Genomic DNA, 19,681 nt, shown 5'->3' on the forward strand with positions numbered 1-19,681 from the left:
CGGTGGCAGAGCGATGATTTCAGGCCCAAATCAGGGGATTTCGCAGCCCCTCGCCAAACGCGAGGCAAAGAAAAACCCCTGACGAATCAGGGGCTTATTTGGAGGCCTCAAGCGGAATCGAACCGCTGTAAACGGATTTGCAATCCGGTGCATAGCCACTCTGCCATGAGGCCAACGTACTGCGCGCCAGGAATGGAGCCCCTGACATGACAAAACCCCGCGATGGGGCCTGTCGGAACATGGAGCGGGAAACGAGACTCGAACTCGCGACCTCAACCTTGGCAAGGTTGCGCTCTACCAACTGAGCTATTCCCGCGTATGCTGTCATGATACCGGAAGCCCGGAACTCACACCAGCGATTTCACACTTGATTTCACTTTTCTGACTGCGCGAGAAGCCTTGTGGCTCAACGGGCCCCGCCTTGCCAAGTGCGGGAGAAAAACAAGGCCCCAACCGGGGCCCTGTAGAATCTGGAGCGGGAAACGAGACTCGAACTCGCGACCTCAACCTTGGCAAGGTTGCGCTCTACCAACTGAGCTATTCCCGCAGATTCTTCGACCTGCGTCGAAGGAGCGCTATTGTGTCGAAGTTCCTTCACGCCGTCAACCGTCTTCCGATGGCGTGCGACGCGCGGCTGGATCGGCCGGGGCCCGCTGCCAGATTGCATACAGCGTCCCGACGATCTCCATTCCCTGCTCGAATGCCGAGAATCTGGCCTGCACCTTGCGGGGCCGGCGGCGCAGGTCGTTGTTGGCCATCAGCTCGCCAGACCGGTCTGCAGGTGCCGCCTGGGCCTTCTGCAGGTACTGCTTCTCGAGGTACTTCTCGATCCCGGGAAGGTTCGACAACAGATGGGCCCCGTTGTGCCAGGGCATCAGTACCGCAACCAGGTCGTTGCGTTCTGCGATCTGGATGGCGATGTCCAGGAAGGACTCCACGATGGACCGGAGACAATGCGTCGCAAGCATGTCTTCCATGGGATTGATCGCGCGGATGATGAGGCAGCTGCCGGAAGCGTGCAGGGACGGCACGACCTCGATGTTCACCATGGCCATGCCCGCCAATCGTCGCTGCCTCGGATCGAACACGACCAGGTGGGCGTGACGCGCCTCCTGCCACATCGCAGCGCGATCGCGTGAGCATAGATTGGCGGCATGCTTGGCGAAGTACGCCGCCGGGTGCTTGGTCAACATCGCCTGCAGATGCGTGCACGATCCGGATGGGTCCGGGCGGCCATACCTGCCCTTCTCGCGCTTCACCCAGCGCAGGCAGACATCCAGAACGTGCTTGCGCATCTGCGCGAAGGCCTGATCCAGTGACATGACCGGTACCGCAGTGTGAGCGGACGGCGATGGCGGCAGCAGCCGCTGCAGCAGCCGCGCGGCGTCATCGGGAGCGAGGCTATGCAGAAAACGCTGCGCATGTTCGTCGAGGGCATCCGGCAATGCGCTGTTGAACAACCGATCCAGCTGCTCCAGGTACTCGCTGGTCTGCGCACCGTCCTCCGGCATGCTGGCGACTTCGCTGAAGGCGCTGCGCCGCCACTGGAGGATCTCTGGATCATTGCCTGCGGCAGCCAGCAGCAGGCCGAGATGGGCGGAGACCGACCACGGATCCCGCGCGGGATCCCGCAGCCGTTTTGATCGCAGGTCACGGAACGTTCGCGGCCCCTCATCCGCGCCGTGCTGGAACCGCGTTGCATGTTCGCTGGCACGTTTCAGCGCCAGCAGGCTGCTGCGCTCCAGCACGCCTGTGCGTTTTCTGATCGAGCGTTGCCAGGCCATCGGATGGAACGGCTCCAGCCTCCATCCATCCAGGTGCGACTGGAATCCGCGTGCCGCCGCCCAACTGCCACGGACAACATCCACGGACGTGCGGTAGACCATCGAAATGAGCTCCGCATCCACCTCGTCCAGCTCGACTGACGTTGTTCCCTGCCCGGCCAGCAACTGATCGACCGCGGGCTGCAACTGGCCCAGCCTGTCCTGCAGTGCTGTCGTCGAGATTGCGCCTGCGCGAAGGACCGATGCGAGCAGAAGTCCGCCGGTTCCCTCCAGCATCGCGGGCAACTGCGGCAGGAGGCGCGCCATCTCTTCGCGACGCTGCGTGGCCAGCGCATCGTAGTAGCGCGCCATGGCATCTGTGTCGACGGTTCTCTGCGGGCGCGGAATCACCTGGTGCGCCCGTCGTTCGACCACCTCCAGGACGCATCGATGGTTCTGCATCATGAAGCCGAAGTTGTGGCGCTGGAAGGCGTCATCCGCCAGCAGCCGACACAGTTCGGGATCGCTGCCGCCCCACCAGGTCACCCCGTGCAGGCCCCGGGTAGCGAAGTACCAGTCGCGCAGCGCTTTTACCGAATCCAGGCCTTTGTCTTCAACCAGGTAACGCAGCAGTCCCGGACCGAGGGACGCCAGCACTTCCAGCTTCCGCAGCTCTGCAAAATCAGCAGGCGCAATGGCCGAATGCAGGTACTGGAATGCGTCCAGGCTCCCCTGTGCAAGCATTCGACCCACCCATTCGACCAGGACATCGACGTCCATGCCCGCTGTGCGCCCCGCAATGAGGGTCAACCACGCGTCCAGGCGATCGGCGTCACCGACGCGATAGCAGGCCTGGAACGCAACAACGTGGCCCGCTGCACCGAGATCATGGCGAAGCAGCACCTGCAGGAATCGATCCAGCCGGTCGGGCCGTCGCAGATACTGGCCGCAGGCGCCCAACTGCGTGAAGTCGAGGCAATGAGGTGCTGCCAGGAGAAGGTCGATGGCGGCCTCCACATCTTCGGCCGGGGCATCATCGCTCAGCTCGGCCAGCAACCGACAGCAAGTGGCAAGTGCATCAAGGCCTGCACCACGTGCGATCAGATGATGGGCGATCCAGTCAGGGGGTGGAGCATGAAACCCCAGGTAGCCGCGCAGCGTGTGGATATCTGCCGGTGTGCATGCGCCGGCTGCCCCCAGTACCCAGGCCCACGTCTTCGTCGGCGTGCGCCACAACAGATCACGTGCAGAATCGAATACCTCGTGCACCGGCGCAATGCCGGCACCGGCCAGCAGTGTCAGATTCGCGGCCAGACGCGCCGCATCAGATTCTTCCAGGTCGACATCATGAAGGCGCGCCAGGTGCGGCCGCGCAACGCCCGCAAGCATCAGCTGGCGCACAACGGAACGCACCGGCTCGCGCTGCGTTCGCCGCGGCCGCCAGCCGACGCTCCATGCCCTGTGCGCGGTGTGCGCGGACTGCAGCCACTGCAGCTCTTCCTTGTGCTGGATGATGCCTTCATCCACCATCCACCGCGCAAACCATCCAGGCGCTTCAGACCGTCCAGCACACCGGTCGAGGTCCGTCAGCCGACGGAGGCCCAGGCGATGGGCAGCGATGAGCCAGCCGGCATCCCGCAGCTGCAGCGCCCGCAGTTCTTCCCACGACGTGGCTTCGAAGCGGCGCAGGGCGATGTCCAGGCTGCGGCTGTACATGCGTGCTTCCGCATGCAGGAACAGCCGTGCGTGGAACTGGCAGTACACGTACTGGCGGCCCTCGAACGTCCGGATCCGCGACAGCGCGTGTCGCACGTACCTGAGCACCCACGGGAACGGCATGAACACCTGCACCAGAAGCGGCCACCCGCGGCCCTTGCCAGGATGCAGCGCGATGTCCGCCGGAATGCCCAGCGCACGGCGCGCCATGTCTTCCTCGGTGACCACAGTCGGGTCCTGCCCGCGCAGCGCATCGGCCACTGCGATGCGGAAGCCACGGATGCGGTTGCGCGGTGCTTCGGGCCGGTCATCCGTCCGCTCATCGTCGATGTCGTCGTGGAACGCACCCGCGGATCGTCCCCGGCAACGCTCCAGCATCCGATCACGGTACGCCCGGTAGGCGGTCTGCCCACCGTGCTGCCTGGTTTCGTGCACAGCCTCCATCTGCCAGCCCTTGCCCCGCTCCCTGCGTCACCCCGACGACTACAGCGGATGATATCCATTCGGCCCGGTCCGCAATGGCGGGCAGGAGCGTCCGGCCTGACCCGAAACGAAAAACGCCCCCTTGCGGGAGCGTTCTTTCTTGAATCTGGAGCGGGAAACGAGACTCGAACTCGCGACCTCAACCTTGGCAAGGTTGCGCTCTACCAACTGAGCTATTCCCGCAGATTCCGTTCGACCTGCGTCGAAGGAGCGCTATTGTGTCGAGATTGCAGCAATGCGTCAACAGAAATCTTGTCGGCGATTCCCGTTTTCCGTTCAGGTTCGGATGAGCGGAAAGCCTGGCAATCCAGGGCCGGCACGACATAAAAAAAGAGAGGCCAGAGGCCTCTCTTTCAGAATCTGGAGCGGGAAACGAGACTCGAACTCGCGACCTCAACCTTGGCAAGGTTGCGCTCTACCAACTGAGCTATTCCCGCTTGGGAGGCGAAATTCTACCCATTCTGGAAGGGGCGTCAAGGCCTTTTTTCAACCGCGCGCATCCAGCAACCAGCGCGCTTCGCACCCGGATGGGCATCCGGTCTGCCGCGGGTCAACCGTTGCCCAGCTTCTTCTGTCGTGAGCGCTCGCGTGCGGCACGCTCGTCCTCGCGCAGGCTCGGCCAGGCCGCGTGCAGATACTGCAGGCCGGACCACAGCGTCAGCACCGCCGCGATGGCCAGCGTCCAGTCACCGATGTGGAAGATCGGCCAGCCCATCCAGATGTCCTCGACCGCCACGCTGGGCGCCACGGAGTACAGCAGGCACAGCAGCGCGACCATCTGCGCCGTTGTCTTCACCTTGCCGATCATCGCCACCCGCACTTTGGCACGCTGGCCAAGCTCGGCCATCCATTCGCGCAATGCCGAGACCGCGATTTCGCGGCCAACGATGACGGCGGCCCAGAACGCCATCCACGGCGTCGGATGCCCCTGCACGATCAGGAACAGCGCCACCGCCACCATCAACTTGTCCGCCACCGGGTCGAGAAAGGCGCCGAACGCCGATTCCAGCTGATAGCGGCGGGCGATCCAGCCATCGAGCCAATCGGTGATCGCGGCCAAGCCGAAGATCGCCGCCGAAGCGAAGTTGGTCCAGGTGTAGGGCAGGTAGAACACCAGCACCAGCACCGGGATCATCACGATCCGCAACAGCGTCAGCCAGGTGGGCAGGGTCAACTTCATGCTTGCGCGCTTCTCTCTCTAATCGGCCGCATCGGGCGTGGCCAACCCGTGCAGGTTAGCGTAGATACGGGCCGCGAGGGCATCATTGATGCCTTCCACCTTGGCGATCTCCGCTTCACCGGCTGCCTTCAGGCCGACCAGCCCACCGAAATGCTTCAGCAGGCTGGCGCGACGACGCGGGCCGATGCCCGGAATGTCTTCCAGCCGGCTGGTCATGCGCGCCTTCTGCCGGCGGCCGCGGTGACCGGTGATGGCGAAGCGGTGCGCCTCGTCGCGCACCTGCTGGATGAACTGCAGAGCGGGGTTGGCGGCACCGGGGCGCAGCTCGCGGCCGTCGGGCATGACCAGCGCCTCATGACCGGCGCGGCGCTCCACGCCCTTGGCCACGCCCACCAGCAATACGCCCTCCACGCCCAGGTCGGCCAGCGCAGCCTGCGCCTGCGCCAGCTGGCCGGCGCCACCGTCGATCAGCAGCACGTCGGGCAGTACGCCCTGCTCTTCCACGGCACGGCGGAAGCGGCGATCGATGGCCTGACGCATGGCGGCATAGTCGTCGCCCGGCTCGATGCCGCTGATGTTGTAGCGGCGATATTGGGCACGCACCGGACCGGCCGCATCGAAAACCACGCAGGACGCCACGGTCGCCTCACCCAGCGTGTGGCTGATGTCGAAGCACTCCACGCGCTTGACCGGCTCGGCCAGGCCCAGCATCTCGCGCAGGGCTTCGCTGCGCACGTGCTGCGCGTTGCGGCTGTTGAGCTCGGTGGCCAGCGTCAGCTGCGCGTTGCGGCTGGCCAGCTCCACATAACCGGCGCGCTCGCCACGCACGCTCCACTTCAGCTGCACCTTGCGCTCGGCCGAAGCAGACAGCGCGGCCATCAGCAGATCGGCATCCGGAATCTCGCGATCCAGCAGGATCTCGCGCGGTGGCTCGAACTCGATGTAGTACTGGGAGACGAACGCCGCCAGCACTTCCTGCGGGCTGTCCTCGCCATTGGTGCGGGGGAAGAACGGGCGGGTGCCCAGGTTGCGCCCATCGCGGAATGCCAGCAGCAGCACGCAGGCCTGCGATCCCTGCATGGCCACGGCCAGCACGTCCAGGTCGGCGGCGCGGCCATCGACGTACTGGCGGGTCTGCATGCTGCGCAGCGACGAAATCAGATCACGCAGGCGCGCGGCCTGCTCGAACTCCAGTGCTTCACTGGCAGCCTGCATCTGCTCACCCAGTTCCCGGGTCAGCTCATCGCTCTTGCCTTCCAGGAACAGCGCCGCGCGGCGCACCGACTCGGCATACTCGCCTGCCGGTACCAGCTCGACGCAGGGGGCACTGCAGCGGCCGATCTGGTACTGCAGGCACGGCCGTGAGCGGTTGCGGAACACGCTGTCCTCGCAGCTGCGCAGCTTGAACAGCTTGTGCATCAGGTTCAGCGTCTCGCGCACCGCGGTGACACCCGGATACGGCCCGAAATAGCGGCCGGGGATCGCACGCGGCCCCCGGTGCAGGGCGATGCGTGGCCATTCCTCGCGGGTCAGCAGCACGTGCGGGTAGGTCTTGTCGTCACGCAGGGAGACGTTGTAACGCGGTGCCAGCGACTTGATCAGCTGGTTTTCCAGCAGCAGCGCCTCGGCCTCCGAGCGCGTGACAGTCACATCCATCCGCGTGATCTGCGAGATCATCGACATGATCCGCGCGTTCTTCGGGCTGCCATTGAAATAGCTGCCCACCCGGTTGCGAAGCGCGCGTGCCTTGCCGACGTACAGCAGGGTGTCGTCGGCGGCGTACATGCGGTACACCCCGGGGGCGGTACTGAGTTGGGCCGCGAAGGCCTTGCCGTCGAAGGCCGGGACGGGAACGTCGGTCATTCGCTGATCGGTACTTCGCTGAGTACGCCACTGTCAGGGTCGAAACGCAGCACGGCGTGCGCGTCGGTCTCGGCGATCCACACCGCGCCCGCGCCCACGGCCAGGCCGGCCGGGCCATGCAGGCGCCGTGGCAACGGTTGTGTGGTCAGTTCGCCGCCGCCCAGGCGCAGCGTGCGCAGGCGACCGTTGCCGGTATCGGCAATCCACAGCAGCGGTGCGCCCGGACTCAGCGCAATCGCCTGCGGGAACTGCAGGCTGGCGTGGGCACGCGGGCCGTCGGCTTCACCGAAGCGCCATGTGCCCTGCCCGAGCAGCGTCTGCACCAGATCCCCACGCAGCTGCAGCGCGCGGATCGAAGACCCCAGCGCATCGGCCACGTACAGGACCTGCTGTACGACGGCAAGCGCGGTGGGTTGCGCGAAGGCAGCCAGATGCCCACTGCCGTCGCGCTCGTCGATCGCGCCACTGCCTGCGCGCCAGTGCAGGCTGCGCTGGCCGAGGTGGTAGCTCCAGATACGGTTGTCACCCGCCATGGCGATATGCAGCTGGTTGTCGGCGATGGCGAGGCCGACCGGATGATCCAGCGGCACCTGCCGCGGCTGGGCGACAGGCCCTTCCACCGGCGCGCCCGGGCGCCCGTTGCCGCACAGGGTGTCGACCAGACCGGTCAACAGGTTGATCCGGCGGATGGCGTGGTTGCCGGTGTCGGCGACGTACAGGGCGTCGCGCTCGAGCACCAGTGCCTGCGGCCTGTGGAAGGCGGCCTCGGCCAGATTGCCATCCATGAAGTCCGCGGTCCCCAGCCCGAACTGGCGAAGCACGCGGCCGCCATGGCTGCATTCGAGAATGCGGTGATGGCCGCTGTCAGCGATGTACAGGCGCTCGGTGCTGACCGCCAGGCCCAGCGGAAAGCGCAACGCATGCCGCGGCTCGGGGTGCAGCTCGTTGCCACCGCGCGGCGGGGCCGAGGGTGCACCCTCGCACAGTGCGTTCAGCGCGCGCTCGAGCTCGCCCGCAGCGCCCTGCCCGACCAGCCGCTGCCGCTCGCGCCCCTGCGCATCGAGAAGGATCAGGGTCGGCCACGCGGTGACGCCGAAACGGCGCCAGCCGTCCCAATCCGCATCCAGCAGTACCGGGGCGGTCAGGCCCTGGCGGCGCAGCAGTTTCAACGCGGCATCGGCGTCGCGCTCGAAGTCGAAGCGCGGCACCTGCAATACCAGCGGCTGCAGCTTGCCCGGATGGCGCGACAGCCATTGGCCGAACTCGGCCAGGCGTTGTGCGCTCCAGGCAGAGGCAGCGTTGACGAACAGCAGCGCGACCGGCCGGCCGCGCAGTTCCGCCAGGGTGCAGGGGGTGGCATTGAGCCAGGTGGCGAACTCGGGCAGGTCCGGGACAGGCTGGGCGTTCATGCCCTGATTATGCCGGAGTCGACGTCATGCAACAGTCGTGCCACCGCACGTTCTGCCGCTTGGTCAACCAGGGTCCAGACCTGCTCGAAATGATCGCTGCCACCGGTATACGGATCCGGAATGGCGGCCGCGCCCTGCCCGCCTGACCATGGCAGGTACAGGGCCAGGCGCTGGCGCTCCTGCGCGGTGGCCAAGCGCCCGGCATCGCGCAGGTTGGCCTCATCGGCGCAGAGAATCCAGTCGAAGCGCTGGAAATCATCGGCGCGCAGCTGGCGGGCACGCAGCCCGCTGATGTCAACGCCATGGCCGGCTGCGCAGGCGATCGCCCGCCGGTCCGGCGGCTCGCCCACGTGCCAGTCGCCGGTGCCGGCCGAATCAACCTGCACACGGCCAGCCAACGGGGATGCCTCCAGGCGCGCGCGCAATGCCCCCTCGGCCATCGGCGAGCGGCAGATGTTGCCCAGGCAGACGACCAGCAGCTTCATTGCGGGGTCATGGCCCGCAGCACCGCCTCGGCCCGCTCCAGGTCCTCCGGGGTGTCGATGCCAGGCGGAAACGCTTCAGGCGAGATGGCGACGCTGATCGGGAAGCCGGCTTCCAGCACACGCAGCTGCTCCAGCGCTTCGATCTGCTCCAGCCGGCCCGGCGGCATCGCCGCGACCTGCTGCAGGAAGCCGGCGCGGTAACCGTAGATGCCGATGTGACGAAGCCACTGGTGGCCTTCGGGCAGGGCCTCGCGGCTGCGCGCGAAACCGTCCCGGTGCCAGGCGATCGGGGCGCGGCTGAAGTACAGCGCCTCGTTGCGCACATTGCGCACCAGCTTGACCACGTTCGGATCGAACAAGGTCTCGGCGTCCTCGACCGTCGTAGCCAGGGTCGACATCGGCGCCGCGCCATCGACCAGCGCCTCGGCCACGGCGCGGATGCCGGCCGCCGGCGCGAACGGCTCATCGCCCTGCAGGTTCACCACCACGGTGTCGTCGTCCCAGCCGGCGATGCGCGCGCACTCGGCCAGGCGATCCGTGCCGGATGCATGCGATGCGGCGGTCATCGCCACCTTCACTTCGCCCAGGTCCGCCAGTGCGTCGGTGATCCGCTGATCGTCGGTGGCCACCCATACCTCGCGCGCGCCAGCCAGCAACGCACGGCGCGCCACGTGCAGCACCAGCGGATCGCCGCCGAGCAGGCGCAGCGGCTTGCCCGGCAGCCGCGAGGCGGCATAGCGGGCGGGGATGGCAACGACGAATTCAGTCATGCGGGCGGTACTCGGCAGGCTCGTTACAACGGGAATGTGGCCAGCGGCGCCTGATTGCAAGCGTCGCCCGGCCGCTCAGTTCGGTCGCAGCTTGTCCAGGCGATCGGTCAGCGCCACCCAGAACGCGGCAGGCAGTTCAGCGCGCAACGGCACAGCGTAATGCCAGTCGTTGCCGAACGCGCGGCACTTCACGGCGTCCTTCTCGGTCATCAACACCGGCAGCTGGCTGCCAAAGGACAGTTCCTGCGGCTGGTAGGCATGGTGATCGGCGAAGGCATGCGGCACCACGCCGATGCCACGCGCACGCAGCATGTCGAAGAAGCGCTGTGGATGGGCGATGCCCGCCACGGCATGCACGCGCTGGCCCTTGAAGTAGCCCAGCGGGCGCGCACGCCCCCCCGCGAGAGGCTGTGCGGTGTCGATATGCAGGGCCATCGGCCATTGACCGAATCCGCAGGCCTGCGCCGCGCCGTCCTCATCCGTCTGGCCCAGGTTGACCACGCGGAAATCGCACTCGGCAGCGCGGCTGACCGGCTCGCGCAACGGGCCGGCCGGGATCATCCGGCCGTTGCCGTAGCGGCGCTGCGCATCCACCACTTCGATTTCGATGTCACGCGCCAGCCGGTAGTGCTGCAGGCCGTCGTCGCAGACGATCACATCGCAACCGGCCTCGATCAGCGCACGGCCCGCCGCCACCCGGTCGCGATCGACGCGCACTGGTACGCCGGTCTTCCAGGCAATCAGCACCGGCTCATCGCCGCCGGTTGCAACCGGCGTATCGGCCTTTACCCACTGCGCCTTGTCGGCGTTCTCGCGGCCATAACCACGGCTCGCCACGCCCGGCGTCCAGCCGGCCGCGCGCAGCCGCTCGACCAGGGCGATGGTTAACGGCGTTTTGCCGGTGCCGCCAGCGGTGATGTTGCCGACCACGATGACTGGCACCGGCAACGTGTAGCGCTTGCGCCAGCCGCGGTGGTACAGGCGCCGTCGCAGCGCGGTGACGCCGGCATACAGCGGGGCCAGCAGGCGCATGGGCCATGGAACCGAACTGCCGTCATACCAGTACGGCGGGGTCTGGGTACCCTTGCCTGCCATCAGTCCTGCCTTTCGCGGAACTGCATGCTGTGCAGGTGCTGGTACAGGCCACCCATGGCAAGCAGCTCATGATGGGTGCCACGTTCGACGATGCGGCCGTGATCCATCACCAGCACCTGGTCGGCGTGCTCGATGGTGGACAGGCGGTGGGCGATCACCAGCGTGGTGCGCTCGGGCATCAGTCGCTGCAGCGCGTCCTGCACCAGCCGTTCGGATTCATTGTCCAGTGCCGCAGTGGCTTCATCCAGGATCAGGATCGGCGCATCACGCAGGATCGCGCGGGCGATCGCCAGGCGCTGGCGCTGGCCACCGGACAGCAGCGCACCGTTCTCGCCCACCGGCGTCTGCAGCTGCTGTGGCATGCGTGCGATGAATTCCCAGGCATTGGCCGCTTCGGCCGCGGCACGGATCTGCTCGTCGGTCGCATCCATGCCATAGGCGATGTTGGCAGCGATGGTGTCGTCGAACAGCATGACCTTCTGCCCGACGATCGCCACCTGCCGGCGCAGGTCAGCCAGCGGATAGTCATCCAGGGGTACGCCATCCAGCCGGATGACGCCGCCATTGGGTTCGTAGAACCGTGGCACCAGCCGGATCAGGCTGGTCTTGCCGCTGCCGGAGCGACCGACGATGGCGGTGACCGTTCCGGGCCTGGCAACGAAACTGATGTCATCCAGGGCGATGCCGCTGTCTTCGCGATAACGCAGCATGACGTGCTCGAACGACAGTTCACCGCGTACGCGCTGCACGACATGCGTGCCGTCGTCGCGCTCGACCGGCATGTCGATGATGCCGAACAGGCGCTCGGCGGCCGCGACGCCACGCGAGATCGAGGTCTGCACGCTGGTCAGGCGCCGCAGCGAAGGGATGATCGCCATCATCGAGGTCATCAGGCCCATGAACTGGCCCGCATTGAGCTTGCCGGCCAGCGCTTCGCGGGTGGATACCCAGACGATCACCGCCAGGGCCAGCGCAGCGAGGAACTGGACCACGCTGGACGCGGCGGCACGCGTCACTTCGACTTTCATGTTCAACGCCAGCATGCGGTTGGCCAGGCGCGAGTAACGGGCGATCTCATGCGCCTGCGTACCATGCACCTTCACTTCCTGCTGCGCGGCGAGCGACTGTTCCGCCGTCTGCGCCATCGTGCCCATGCCGTCCTGGATGCCGCGGCTGATGCGGCGGTAGCGCTTGCCGACATAGGACACGATGCCGCCGATCAGCGGCACCACCAGCAGCATCGCCAGGGTCACCTTCACGCTCATCTGCAGCATCACCACCAGCATGGCGATGATGGTCAGGGTGTCGGCGACCACCGTCTTCAGTGCGTCGGCGCTGGCCTGGGTGACCTGCTCGGTGTCGAAGTTGAGGCGGCTGACCATCACCGGCGTCGCCTCGTTGTCGAAGTGCGAAGACGGCAGGTGCAGGTACTTCTGCAGAACCTGCTCGCGCAGGTCGCGGACCACGCTGCGCCCGGTCTTGGCCAGCGTGTAGTCGCTGACCCAGGTGGCCAGGCTGCGCATCAGGAACAGGCCCAGGATGGTCAGCGGAAGGATCACCGCCATGCGCGGCTCCGGGTTGACGAAGCCCCGGTTGACCAGCGGCTCCATCAGCTTGGTGAAGTGATAGCCGGCCAGTGCTTCGACCACCATCGCGATGACCGCGGCCACCATGAACACCCAATAGGCCCGGGTATAGCCCAGCAGGCGTTTGTAGATCGGCCACACCGGCGCGTGTTTGGAACTCATGGACGCACCTCTGGCGCAGTGGCGATTGCAATACGGCGGAAACCGAGCTGACCAAGCGCATCCTGCGCGGTCACGACGGCCTGGTAGGGAGTGCGCGCGTCGGCACGCAGCAGCACGGTCTGTTCGCGATCACTGCCCGCCACAGCGGCAATGGTCTGCTTGACCGACTCGACGTCGCTGCGCAGCACTTCCTGGTCATTGATGAAATAGCGGCCATCGGCATTGATCAGCACGCTCAACGAACGCGGTGGTTCATCGGTGTGCTGCTGGCTGGCCGTGGGCAGCTGCACCTGCAGCGTCGAACGCGCATCGAAGGTGGTAGTGACCACGAAGAAGATGATCAGCACCAGGATGACATCGATCAGCGGTACCAGATCGATATGCGGCTCATCCTGGGATCGGTCGTTGCCGATACGCATCGATCAGGCCTTCGCCGGGGCGGGCGCAGCGGCACGTGCAGCCGATGCCGGTGCGGGCGCCATCACGCCGGGACGGCCATCGAGCGTATCCAGCAACGCGCTGGCTTCCTGTTCCATCTCCACCACGTAGCCGTGGATCCGGCCCTTGAAATAGCGATGGAACATCAGCGCAGGAATTGCCACGATCATGCCGGTGGCGGTGCAGACCAGGGCCTTGCCGATGCCACCGGCCAACTGGTTCACATCGCCCACGCCGTGGTCGAGGATGCCCAGGAACATCTGGATCATGCCGATCACCGTGCCGAGCAGGCCCAGCAGCGGGCCGGCCGAGGCAATGGTGCCGAGCGCGTTGAGGAACCGCTCCATGCGGTGTACCAGGTGGCGGCCGGTGTCCTCGATGCGCTCGCGGATCTGGTCGCGCGGACGATTGCGTGCTTCCAGCGCGGCGGCCAGCAGCGCTCCCAGTGGCGAGTTGGCACGCAGCGTCTGCAGATGGGCAGGGTCGAGCTTGCCGCGCGCAGCCCAGTTGCGCACTTCCTGGCCCAGCCCCGGTGGCAGCACTTCAGCGCGCCGCAGGGACCAGAAGCGCTCCAGGACGATTGCCAAAGCCAGTACGCCCAACAGCAGCAGCGGCACCATCGGCCAGCCACCGGCCTTGACCAGTTCCCACACGTTTCAACCCTCCGGCCCAGCGGCCGCCTGTTCGATCGGCGATAGGATAGCAGCCGACCGCGCCCGCCCAGCGGCATCCCACCACCGGGCCGCGTGGATGCGCTGTTCACGCAGCTGCAGGCCTTGTGCGCCAAGCCATATGCGGATCGCGCCGGATTCGGCCGTAGCCAGCACTTCGGCGCCCACGGCGCGCCAGCGCTGCACCACGTCACGTTTCGGGTGGCCAAAACGGTTCTGGTGCCCGGCCGAGACCACGGCCAGCCGGGGAGCCACCGCTGCCACCCAGGCCGGATCCGAACTGCCCCCGCTGCCATGATGCGGCACCAGGACCACGTCCGCGCGCAGCTCGCCGGGCGCCCGCTCCACCAGGCGCCGTTCGGTCGCCGCGCCGATGTCGCCGGCCAGCAGGATCACGCCATGTGCGCTGGCGATGCGCAGCACGCAGCTGTCCTCGTTGCCGGCCGTCGGCACGTCGGGCCCGGGATGCAGCACCTCGAAGTCCACCCCGTCCCACCGCCAGCGAACGCCGCGATGGCAGCTGCCGGCACCGTCGAGGCTGCTGCCGGGGGGTGCCAGCAGCTCCAGGTGAGGCAGCTGCCGGCGCAGCCGCGGCAGTGCGCCGGTGTGATCCAGATGGTCATGACTGAGCACCACGCGACCGAGCGGCACCTGACCCAGCGCACGTACGGCCGGCAGCAGGACCCGTTCGTCGCCATCGCCACCGATCGCAGGGCCGACGTCGTACCACAACGCATGCCGTGCCGTGCGCACCAGCACCGCCGTGCCCTGCCCGACGTCATGCACCAGCAGCTGCACCTCCCCGGCAGCCGGTATGTCACGTGACGGCCATGACAGCGGCAGGCACAGCAGCGCACCGGCCAGCACGCCGCCGGCCCCGCGCGGCAGCAACCACCAGAACAGGCCCGCCAGCGCCGCTGGCACGGTCCACGCCGGAGCCTCGGCCAGCCACCACATCGCCTGCGGGTGGTCTGCCAGCGGCTGCAGGGCCTGCCAGCTGAGGTCGAACAGCCAGGACGCTGCGCGCCAGGGCCATCGTCCCGCCCCGCTGTACAGGGCATCCAGGGCGGTGCCAAGCAGTGCCAGAGGGACCACCAGCAGGCTCCACCACGGGATGACCGGCAGATTGACCAGAGGCCCCAGGCGCGCGGCGCCTCCGAACAGGGCCACGCACAGCGGCAGGAGGCCGAGACTGGCCACCCCCTGGGCCGCGAAGAAGGCCTGCAGGCGGCTCCCCACACTGTCGGCGCTTGCCGTCGGCAGGCACCACAGCAGCCAGAGCACGCCACCGAAGCTGAGCCAGAAGCCGGCCGACAGCACGGACAGCGGTGCTGGCAACAGCAGCACCAGGGCCGCCAGTGACACGGCCTGGACCACGTCGGGAGGTCGCCGCCCCCCGCGTGCCAGGGCGATCAGCCCGATCATCAACGCCGTGCGTACGGTCGGCAGTTCCGCGCCGGCCACCAGAGCATAGCCGGCCGCTGCCAGCGCGGCGGCACACGCGGCGGCCTGCGGACGCGGCCAATGACGGGCCAGCGACGGCAACAGCCACCACACCGCGGTGCACAGCAGTGCCGCGCAGCCGCCCACCAGGCCCACGTGGAAACCCGAGATGGCGATCAGGTGGGTCAGCCCAAGCGCGCGCAACTGCCTCCAGTCGGTGTCGGACAGCCATCGGGTATCGCCCAGCGCGAGCGCGCGGATGAAGCGCGAGGCCGGGCCGGGAACCTGTACTGCAATCGCATCGCTGCTGCGCTCGCGCCAGGCCAGCAGCCCGTCCGGCGCCTGCAGTTCACGCGCACCGCCCGCTGCACGCACCGTGCCGTGACCGGCAATGCCGGCCAGCACGGCATGACGTTCGGCGTCGAAGCCGCCAGGATTGATCCGCGAGCGTGGCGCCCGAAGCCGCAACGGCAACCGCCACTGCGCCCCCCCCGCACGGACCTGATGACGGCCCCCACCCTCAACGCGCGTGCGGGTTCCGGGCCATGGGTCGCTCCAGGTGATCTGCAGGCGCTTGCCCGCCAGTGCGGGATGCCCCGGTGCATGGCCGACCTCCAGGACGAAACGGGTATGGCCGCCCGCCGTTACCGGCAGATCGACGACGCGCCCGCTGACCACGGCATCGCGGACCGGCATGGCCGGCGGCAGTTGCTGCTGCAGCGTCCATTGACCATGCAGGGCCGCCCACGCTGCACCGAACAGCAGCGCGGCAACCGCGCGGCCGCGCCACGGCAGCGCCCACCCCAGGCCGGCCACGGTGCTGGCCAGCGCGCAGCTCCAGAGCGGTGGCAACGCGGGCAGCAGCACGCACGCCAGAGCGCCGCTGACGAACGCGGCAGTGCAGACCCCGCCAACGGGAGCGGGCAACGGAGTATCGGCGGCCATCGCATCAGCCTGCCGCGTGCTGCCCCTGTCCTCCTATCAGGCAACGACCCGCACAGCGGTCAGCGCCGCACGCTGCCGCGATGGAAATTGACCCGGAAGCTGGCGCCGCCGCCGACGGCTTCCCCCACACTGACCGAGCCACCGTGATGCTGGACGATCTCCTTGACCAGGTGCAGGCCCAACCCGCTGCCACTGCCCGCCGCACGCAGTCGATGGAAGGGCTCGAAGATCGCCTCGCGGTCGCCGACCGGCACGCCCGCGCCCTGGTCGCTGACTTCCAGCAGACCGGTCCGGTCAAGACGTACGCAGATCGTGCCACGCCCGCCGCCATGGACGATGGCGTTGTGCACCAGATTGGCGATGACCCGCCCCAGCGCCAGGCTGTCGCCGTGGATCCACACCGGCGTCTCTGGTGCGTCCACCTCGAATCCGTAGCCGGCGCCCACCACCAACGGCGCCAGTTCGGCCGCCGCTTCGCGCACCACCAGGGCCAGATCCAACCGTTGCATCGCACTGGTGTTGCGATCCAGCCGCTGCAGATCCAGCAGGTGCTCGGCCACGTTGCCCAGGCGAGCAATGTCGGTCAGCAACTGCGATTTCAACTCCCCCTGCGGCAGCTGCGACAGGCGCGCCTGCACCACGGCAATCGGCACGCGCAGCTCATGCGCGGCATCAGCAAGAAACTTGTCACGCGCCGCATAGCCCTGCTGCACCTTGTCGATGGCATCGTTGAACGCCTCCACCAGCGGTGCGACCTCGGTCGAGACCAGCTGCGCGTCCAGCCGCGCGCCCGGCTGGCCGATGTCCAGTTCCTTGGCCTGCTGCGCGGAGCGTCGGACACCACGCATCGCGCGGTGGATCACGGTCGGCATCACCAGCAGGGTGACCACGATCAGCGGCAGGAAGAACCACAGGCCAATCAGGCGCAGCACCATCAGCGCGCCATCCAGCAGTCCGCCCTTCGGTGCGCCCCCCACCATCACCGTGATGCGCCGCCCGTCCTCGTTGCGGATCATCACCCGCGCCACGTCCAGATAGGGCGGCACCAGTGAACCCAGTTCGGTGGCGCCCAGCGTCGGCAGCCGCGCCAGCAGCGGCGCGTGGATCGTCGGTACCTTGCCACGCTCGAGCCAGGCTCCCCGGTCATCGACGGCGGCGAACCAGAGGTTGCCACCGGCGCGCGCATCCAGCTTCTGCCAACGCGCCTCGTCCAGCGCCAGGCCCCCATCCTGGCTGTGCACGGCCTTGGCCACCGCCTCGGCGGTGAACATGTCCATGCCCCAGGAGTCCTTGTCACCCCAGGTGAGGATCAGTGCGACCACGGCGAACAGCACGGTGAACGCCTGCGCCAGGAACAACCGCCAGGCCAGGCCGAGGGTGATCGATCGGATCGGTCGCGCCATGTCAGGCCTCCGCCAGCAGGTAGCCAACGCCGCGGATGACATGGATCTCCACGCCAGCGCCCGCCTGCTGCAGCGCCTTGCGCAGTTTGGAGATGTGCGCATCCAGCGCGTTGGACTGGATCTCGTCATCGAAACCGTAGACCGCCGCCTCCAATGCGCTGCGCGTGACCGTGCGCCCTTGCCGCATCGCCAGCGCCTGCAGCACCAGCACCTGGCGGCGCGGCAGTGCCAGCGTCTGGCCCTGCACCTGCGCCTGCAGCGATTCGAAGTCGAATTCCAGCTGCCCGAGCCGCAGGCTGGGGGTGACCATCGCCGATGGCCGACGCGATACCGCGCGGATGCGTGCCATCAGTTCTTCGATCGCCACCGGCTTGACCAGATAGTCATCGGCACCGACATCCAGGCCCTCGACCTTGTCCGACAGCGTGCCCTTGGCGGTCAGCATGATCACCGCCAGATTCGGCCGCAACGTGCGTGCGGTGGCGACGAAGGTGGCACCATCGCCGTCCGGCAGCTGGCGGTCGAGCAGCATCAGCTGGTGCACCGGTTCGCGCAGCGCGAGGGCGGCTTCGGCGAGGCTGCCGACCACGTCGGCGACCACACCCTGCCGCTCCAGCCCGGACTGCAGGGCCCGCGAGAGGTCGGGATCATCTTCGACCAGAAGAATGCGCATGGAGGTCTCTGCTGCGGGAAACGGTTCGGATCATTGTGCCAGCCAGGGCCCCGTCGCGCTCCGCCTGCATCGACGCAATGTTGCGACAATGTTGACACCGCAGCATGCAGCCTCATCCCCTGCAAAGCTGTCGATCGATGCCCTTGTCGCCCTCTGCCCTGCTGCGCCCGATGTTGTTCTCCGCCGTGCTTTCGATGCCGCTGCTGGCCCAGGCGGCGGAACAGACACCCGGAGTGAAGGCCGGGATCACGGTCGGCGCGACATCGGGCGCCTACGCGCACTACGACGTCAAGCCATTGGTCGTGCCCGCCCTCTCCTGGCAGGGCGAGCGCTTCTTCGCCAGCCCCGGCTCGCTGGGCATGTACCTGTACAAGGGCCAGGGCCTGCGCCTGTCGGCAGCGCTCACGCCCTACACGCTGCGCTTCAAGACCGATGACGTGAACGATCCACAGCTGCGCCGCCTGCACAGCCGGCAGATGTCGGCGATGGGAGGCATCAATGCCGAATACAGCGCCGACTGGGGCATCGTCGAAGCCAGTGTGATGCGCGAGATCAGCGGCCATGGTGGCGGCCTGGAATCAAGCCTGTACTACAGCTATCCGCTGCAGGCCGGTCGTTTCACCTGGGTGCCGAGGGCCGGAGTGGTGCATTCCAGTGCGCGCCTGCTCGATTACTACTACGGCATCAGCGACGAGGAAGCACTGCGTTCGGGCCTGGCCGCCTACAGCCCCGGCAGCGCCACCTCGCCGAGCGTGCAGATCGCGGTCAGCACGCCACTGGGCAGCAGATGGCGCGCAACCGGCGTGGTGGCCAACCAATGGTTCGGCGATGCGGTCAAGGACAGCCCGATGGCGCGCCGTGGCAGCCAGACATCCGCCTTCATTTCCCTGATGCGTTCGTTCTGACCGAGCGCTCCCCGGAAGAGGAATCCCCATGGCCTCCCCCAGCCCCGCAACCGATGCGCACGCGATCCTGCGCGCCCCCGATCTGGACAGCGCCGAACGCGCGTATCTCGGCCTTCTGCCGGACCTGGACCACGTCGATGCGCTGACCCGTCGTACAGTGGGCCTGTCGAAGGTAGCCGACGCGGCACGCGGCTACGCCCTGTCGATGACCCTGATCGGCCTTCGCCTGCAGGAACTGGAGATGGGTGAGCCCTGCGCGACGGAGCACCGCCAGGCAACACTGCGCAGCCTGCGCCAGGCCTTCAGCGCCTGACCTCCACCCAGAACGGAACCCGTACGCAACCGATGCGGGCCACTCGTGTTCCAGTGCGCGGCACGCCGGCACGCAGGTGCGCCATCAGCGGCAGGTCGTCCAGGCCAGCACGGCACACAGGATGGCCACCCAGACCACGGCCTTGAACGTGCCCGCCAGCATGTTGCCGCCGAACAACAGTTCGAGCAGCGGGTTGGGCCTGGAAACGGGAACGTGATCGCTCATCGCAGCTGCTCCTTGTGATGGCCGCGATTGCGCGGTCGCCGCAATTCTACGCCTGCCCGGTGCGGATTCATCGGCGCCTGGCTGCGTTTGGCGGCTCGATCCTGGTGTTCGTCGCAGGCCGGCTGTGGTCCCGGCGGCGAAGTGCCAGTCTGC

At 67.4% G+C, this 19,681-nt stretch carries 16 protein-coding genes and 5 tRNA genes; 2 read left to right on the forward strand and 19 right to left on the reverse strand.

The features are described 5' to 3' along the window. Window positions 1–99: 99 nt before the first annotated feature. The 18 genes from ACVOKU_RS00375 to ACVOKU_RS00460 form a co-directional block, all read right to left on the reverse strand. Window positions 100–173: transfer RNA gene (locus tag ACVOKU_RS00375), tRNA-Cys, on the reverse strand. A gap of 67 nt (window positions 174–240) precedes the next feature. After that, a tRNA-Gly gene (locus tag ACVOKU_RS00380) sits at window positions 241–316 on the reverse strand. A gap of 155 nt (window positions 317–471) precedes the next feature. Then, window positions 472–547: transfer RNA gene (locus ACVOKU_RS00385), tRNA-Gly, on the reverse strand. A 55-nt stretch (window positions 548–602) separates the two neighbouring features. Beyond that, window positions 603–3,914 carry a hypothetical protein gene (locus ACVOKU_RS00390; protein ID WP_481558754.1) on the reverse strand — a complete coding sequence of 1,104 codons (3,312 nt, stop codon included), beginning with the start codon at window positions 3,912–3,914 and terminating at the stop codon, window positions 603–605. 155 nt (window positions 3,915–4,069) lie between these two features. After that, a tRNA-Gly gene (locus ACVOKU_RS00395) sits at window positions 4,070–4,145 on the reverse strand. A gap of 178 nt (window positions 4,146–4,323) precedes the next feature. Next, window positions 4,324–4,399, reverse strand: a tRNA-Gly gene (locus ACVOKU_RS00400). Window positions 4,400–4,512: 113 nt separating this feature from the next. Continuing rightward, on the reverse strand, window positions 4,513–5,142 hold the full coding sequence (gene pgsA / locus ACVOKU_RS00405) for a CDP-diacylglycerol--glycerol-3-phosphate 3-phosphatidyltransferase (RefSeq protein WP_053519958.1): 630 nt from the start codon (window positions 5,140–5,142) through the stop codon (window positions 4,513–4,515). An 18-nt stretch (window positions 5,143–5,160) separates the two neighbouring features. Continuing rightward, the gene (uvrC, locus tag ACVOKU_RS00410; RefSeq protein ID WP_128990399.1) at window positions 5,161–7,005 is read right to left on the reverse strand and encodes an excinuclease ABC subunit UvrC; all 1,845 of its coding nucleotides are present in this window, start codon (window positions 7,003–7,005) and stop codon (window positions 5,161–5,163) included. Further along, window positions 7,002–8,414: a hypothetical protein gene (locus ACVOKU_RS00415; protein ID WP_481558755.1), complete on the reverse strand. Its 1,413-nt coding sequence runs from the start codon at window positions 8,412–8,414 to the stop codon at window positions 7,002–7,004. Before ACVOKU_RS00415 ends, uvrC begins: the two co-directional genes overlap by 4 nt. After that, window positions 8,411–8,899: a low molecular weight protein-tyrosine-phosphatase gene (locus ACVOKU_RS00420; protein ID WP_065175871.1), complete on the reverse strand. Its 489-nt coding sequence runs from the start codon at window positions 8,897–8,899 to the stop codon at window positions 8,411–8,413. Before ACVOKU_RS00420 ends, ACVOKU_RS00415 begins: the two co-directional genes overlap by 4 nt. Continuing rightward, window positions 8,896–9,669: a 3-deoxy-manno-octulosonate cytidylyltransferase gene (gene kdsB, locus ACVOKU_RS00425; protein ID WP_481558756.1), complete on the reverse strand. Its 774-nt coding sequence runs from the start codon at window positions 9,667–9,669 to the stop codon at window positions 8,896–8,898. Before kdsB ends, ACVOKU_RS00420 begins: the two co-directional genes overlap by 4 nt. Before the next feature lie 75 nt (window positions 9,670–9,744). Next, on the reverse strand, window positions 9,745–10,764 hold the full coding sequence (gene lpxK, locus ACVOKU_RS00430) for a tetraacyldisaccharide 4'-kinase (RefSeq protein ID WP_481558757.1): 1,020 nt from the start codon (window positions 10,762–10,764) through the stop codon (window positions 9,745–9,747). Further along, window positions 10,764–12,512 (reverse strand): lipid A export permease/ATP-binding protein MsbA, encoded by a 1,749-nt coding sequence (msbA, locus tag ACVOKU_RS00435; protein WP_053519964.1) that lies wholly within the window; start codon window positions 12,510–12,512, stop codon window positions 10,764–10,766. Before msbA ends, lpxK begins: the two co-directional genes overlap by 1 nt. After that, entirely contained in the window at window positions 12,509–12,931 is a 423-nt protein-coding gene (locus ACVOKU_RS00440; protein ID WP_065181236.1) for an ExbD/TolR family protein, read from the reverse strand. The genes msbA and ACVOKU_RS00440 overlap by 4 nt, the downstream gene beginning before the upstream one ends. 3 nt (window positions 12,932–12,934) lie before the next feature. Further along, complete coding sequence (locus ACVOKU_RS00445; RefSeq protein WP_053519966.1) at window positions 12,935–13,603, reverse strand: MotA/TolQ/ExbB proton channel family protein; 669 nt, start codon at window positions 13,601–13,603, stop codon at window positions 12,935–12,937. A gap of 3 nt (window positions 13,604–13,606) precedes the next feature. After that, on the reverse strand, window positions 13,607–16,009 hold the full coding sequence (locus ACVOKU_RS00450; RefSeq protein ID WP_481558758.1) for a DNA internalization-related competence protein ComEC/Rec2: 2,403 nt from the start codon (window positions 16,007–16,009) through the stop codon (window positions 13,607–13,609). A gap of 59 nt (window positions 16,010–16,068) precedes the next feature. Continuing rightward, window positions 16,069–17,412: a sensor histidine kinase gene (locus ACVOKU_RS00455; RefSeq protein ID WP_481558759.1), complete on the reverse strand. Its 1,344-nt coding sequence runs from the start codon at window positions 17,410–17,412 to the stop codon at window positions 16,069–16,071. A gap of 1 nt (window position 17,413) precedes the next feature. Beyond that, a complete protein-coding gene (locus ACVOKU_RS00460; protein WP_053519969.1) occupies window positions 17,414–18,085 on the reverse strand; it encodes a response regulator transcription factor in 672 nt (223 codons plus the stop codon). A gap of 137 nt (window positions 18,086–18,222) precedes the next feature. Here ACVOKU_RS00460 and ACVOKU_RS00465 point away from each other — a divergent pair, with 137 nt between their 5' ends. Together ACVOKU_RS00465 and ACVOKU_RS00470 are read left to right on the forward strand one after the other, a co-directional pair. Continuing rightward, on the forward strand, window positions 18,223–18,990 hold the full coding sequence (locus ACVOKU_RS00465; RefSeq protein WP_279941780.1) for a MipA/OmpV family protein: 768 nt from the start codon (window positions 18,223–18,225) through the stop codon (window positions 18,988–18,990). Window positions 18,991–19,018: 28 nt separating this feature from the next. Further along, window positions 19,019–19,303, forward strand: a complete 285-nt coding sequence (locus tag ACVOKU_RS00470; RefSeq protein ID WP_481558760.1) for a hypothetical protein — start codon at window positions 19,019–19,021, stop codon at window positions 19,301–19,303. Window positions 19,304–19,387: 84 nt separating this feature from the next. Here ACVOKU_RS00470 and ACVOKU_RS00475 read toward each other — a convergent pair whose 3' ends face one another. Further along, window positions 19,388–19,528: a hypothetical protein gene (locus ACVOKU_RS00475; protein ID WP_181452099.1), complete on the reverse strand. Its 141-nt coding sequence runs from the start codon at window positions 19,526–19,528 to the stop codon at window positions 19,388–19,390. Window positions 19,529–19,681 lie beyond the last annotated feature (153 nt).

It is taken from the genome of Stenotrophomonas sp. STEN147 (assembly GCF_056757995.1).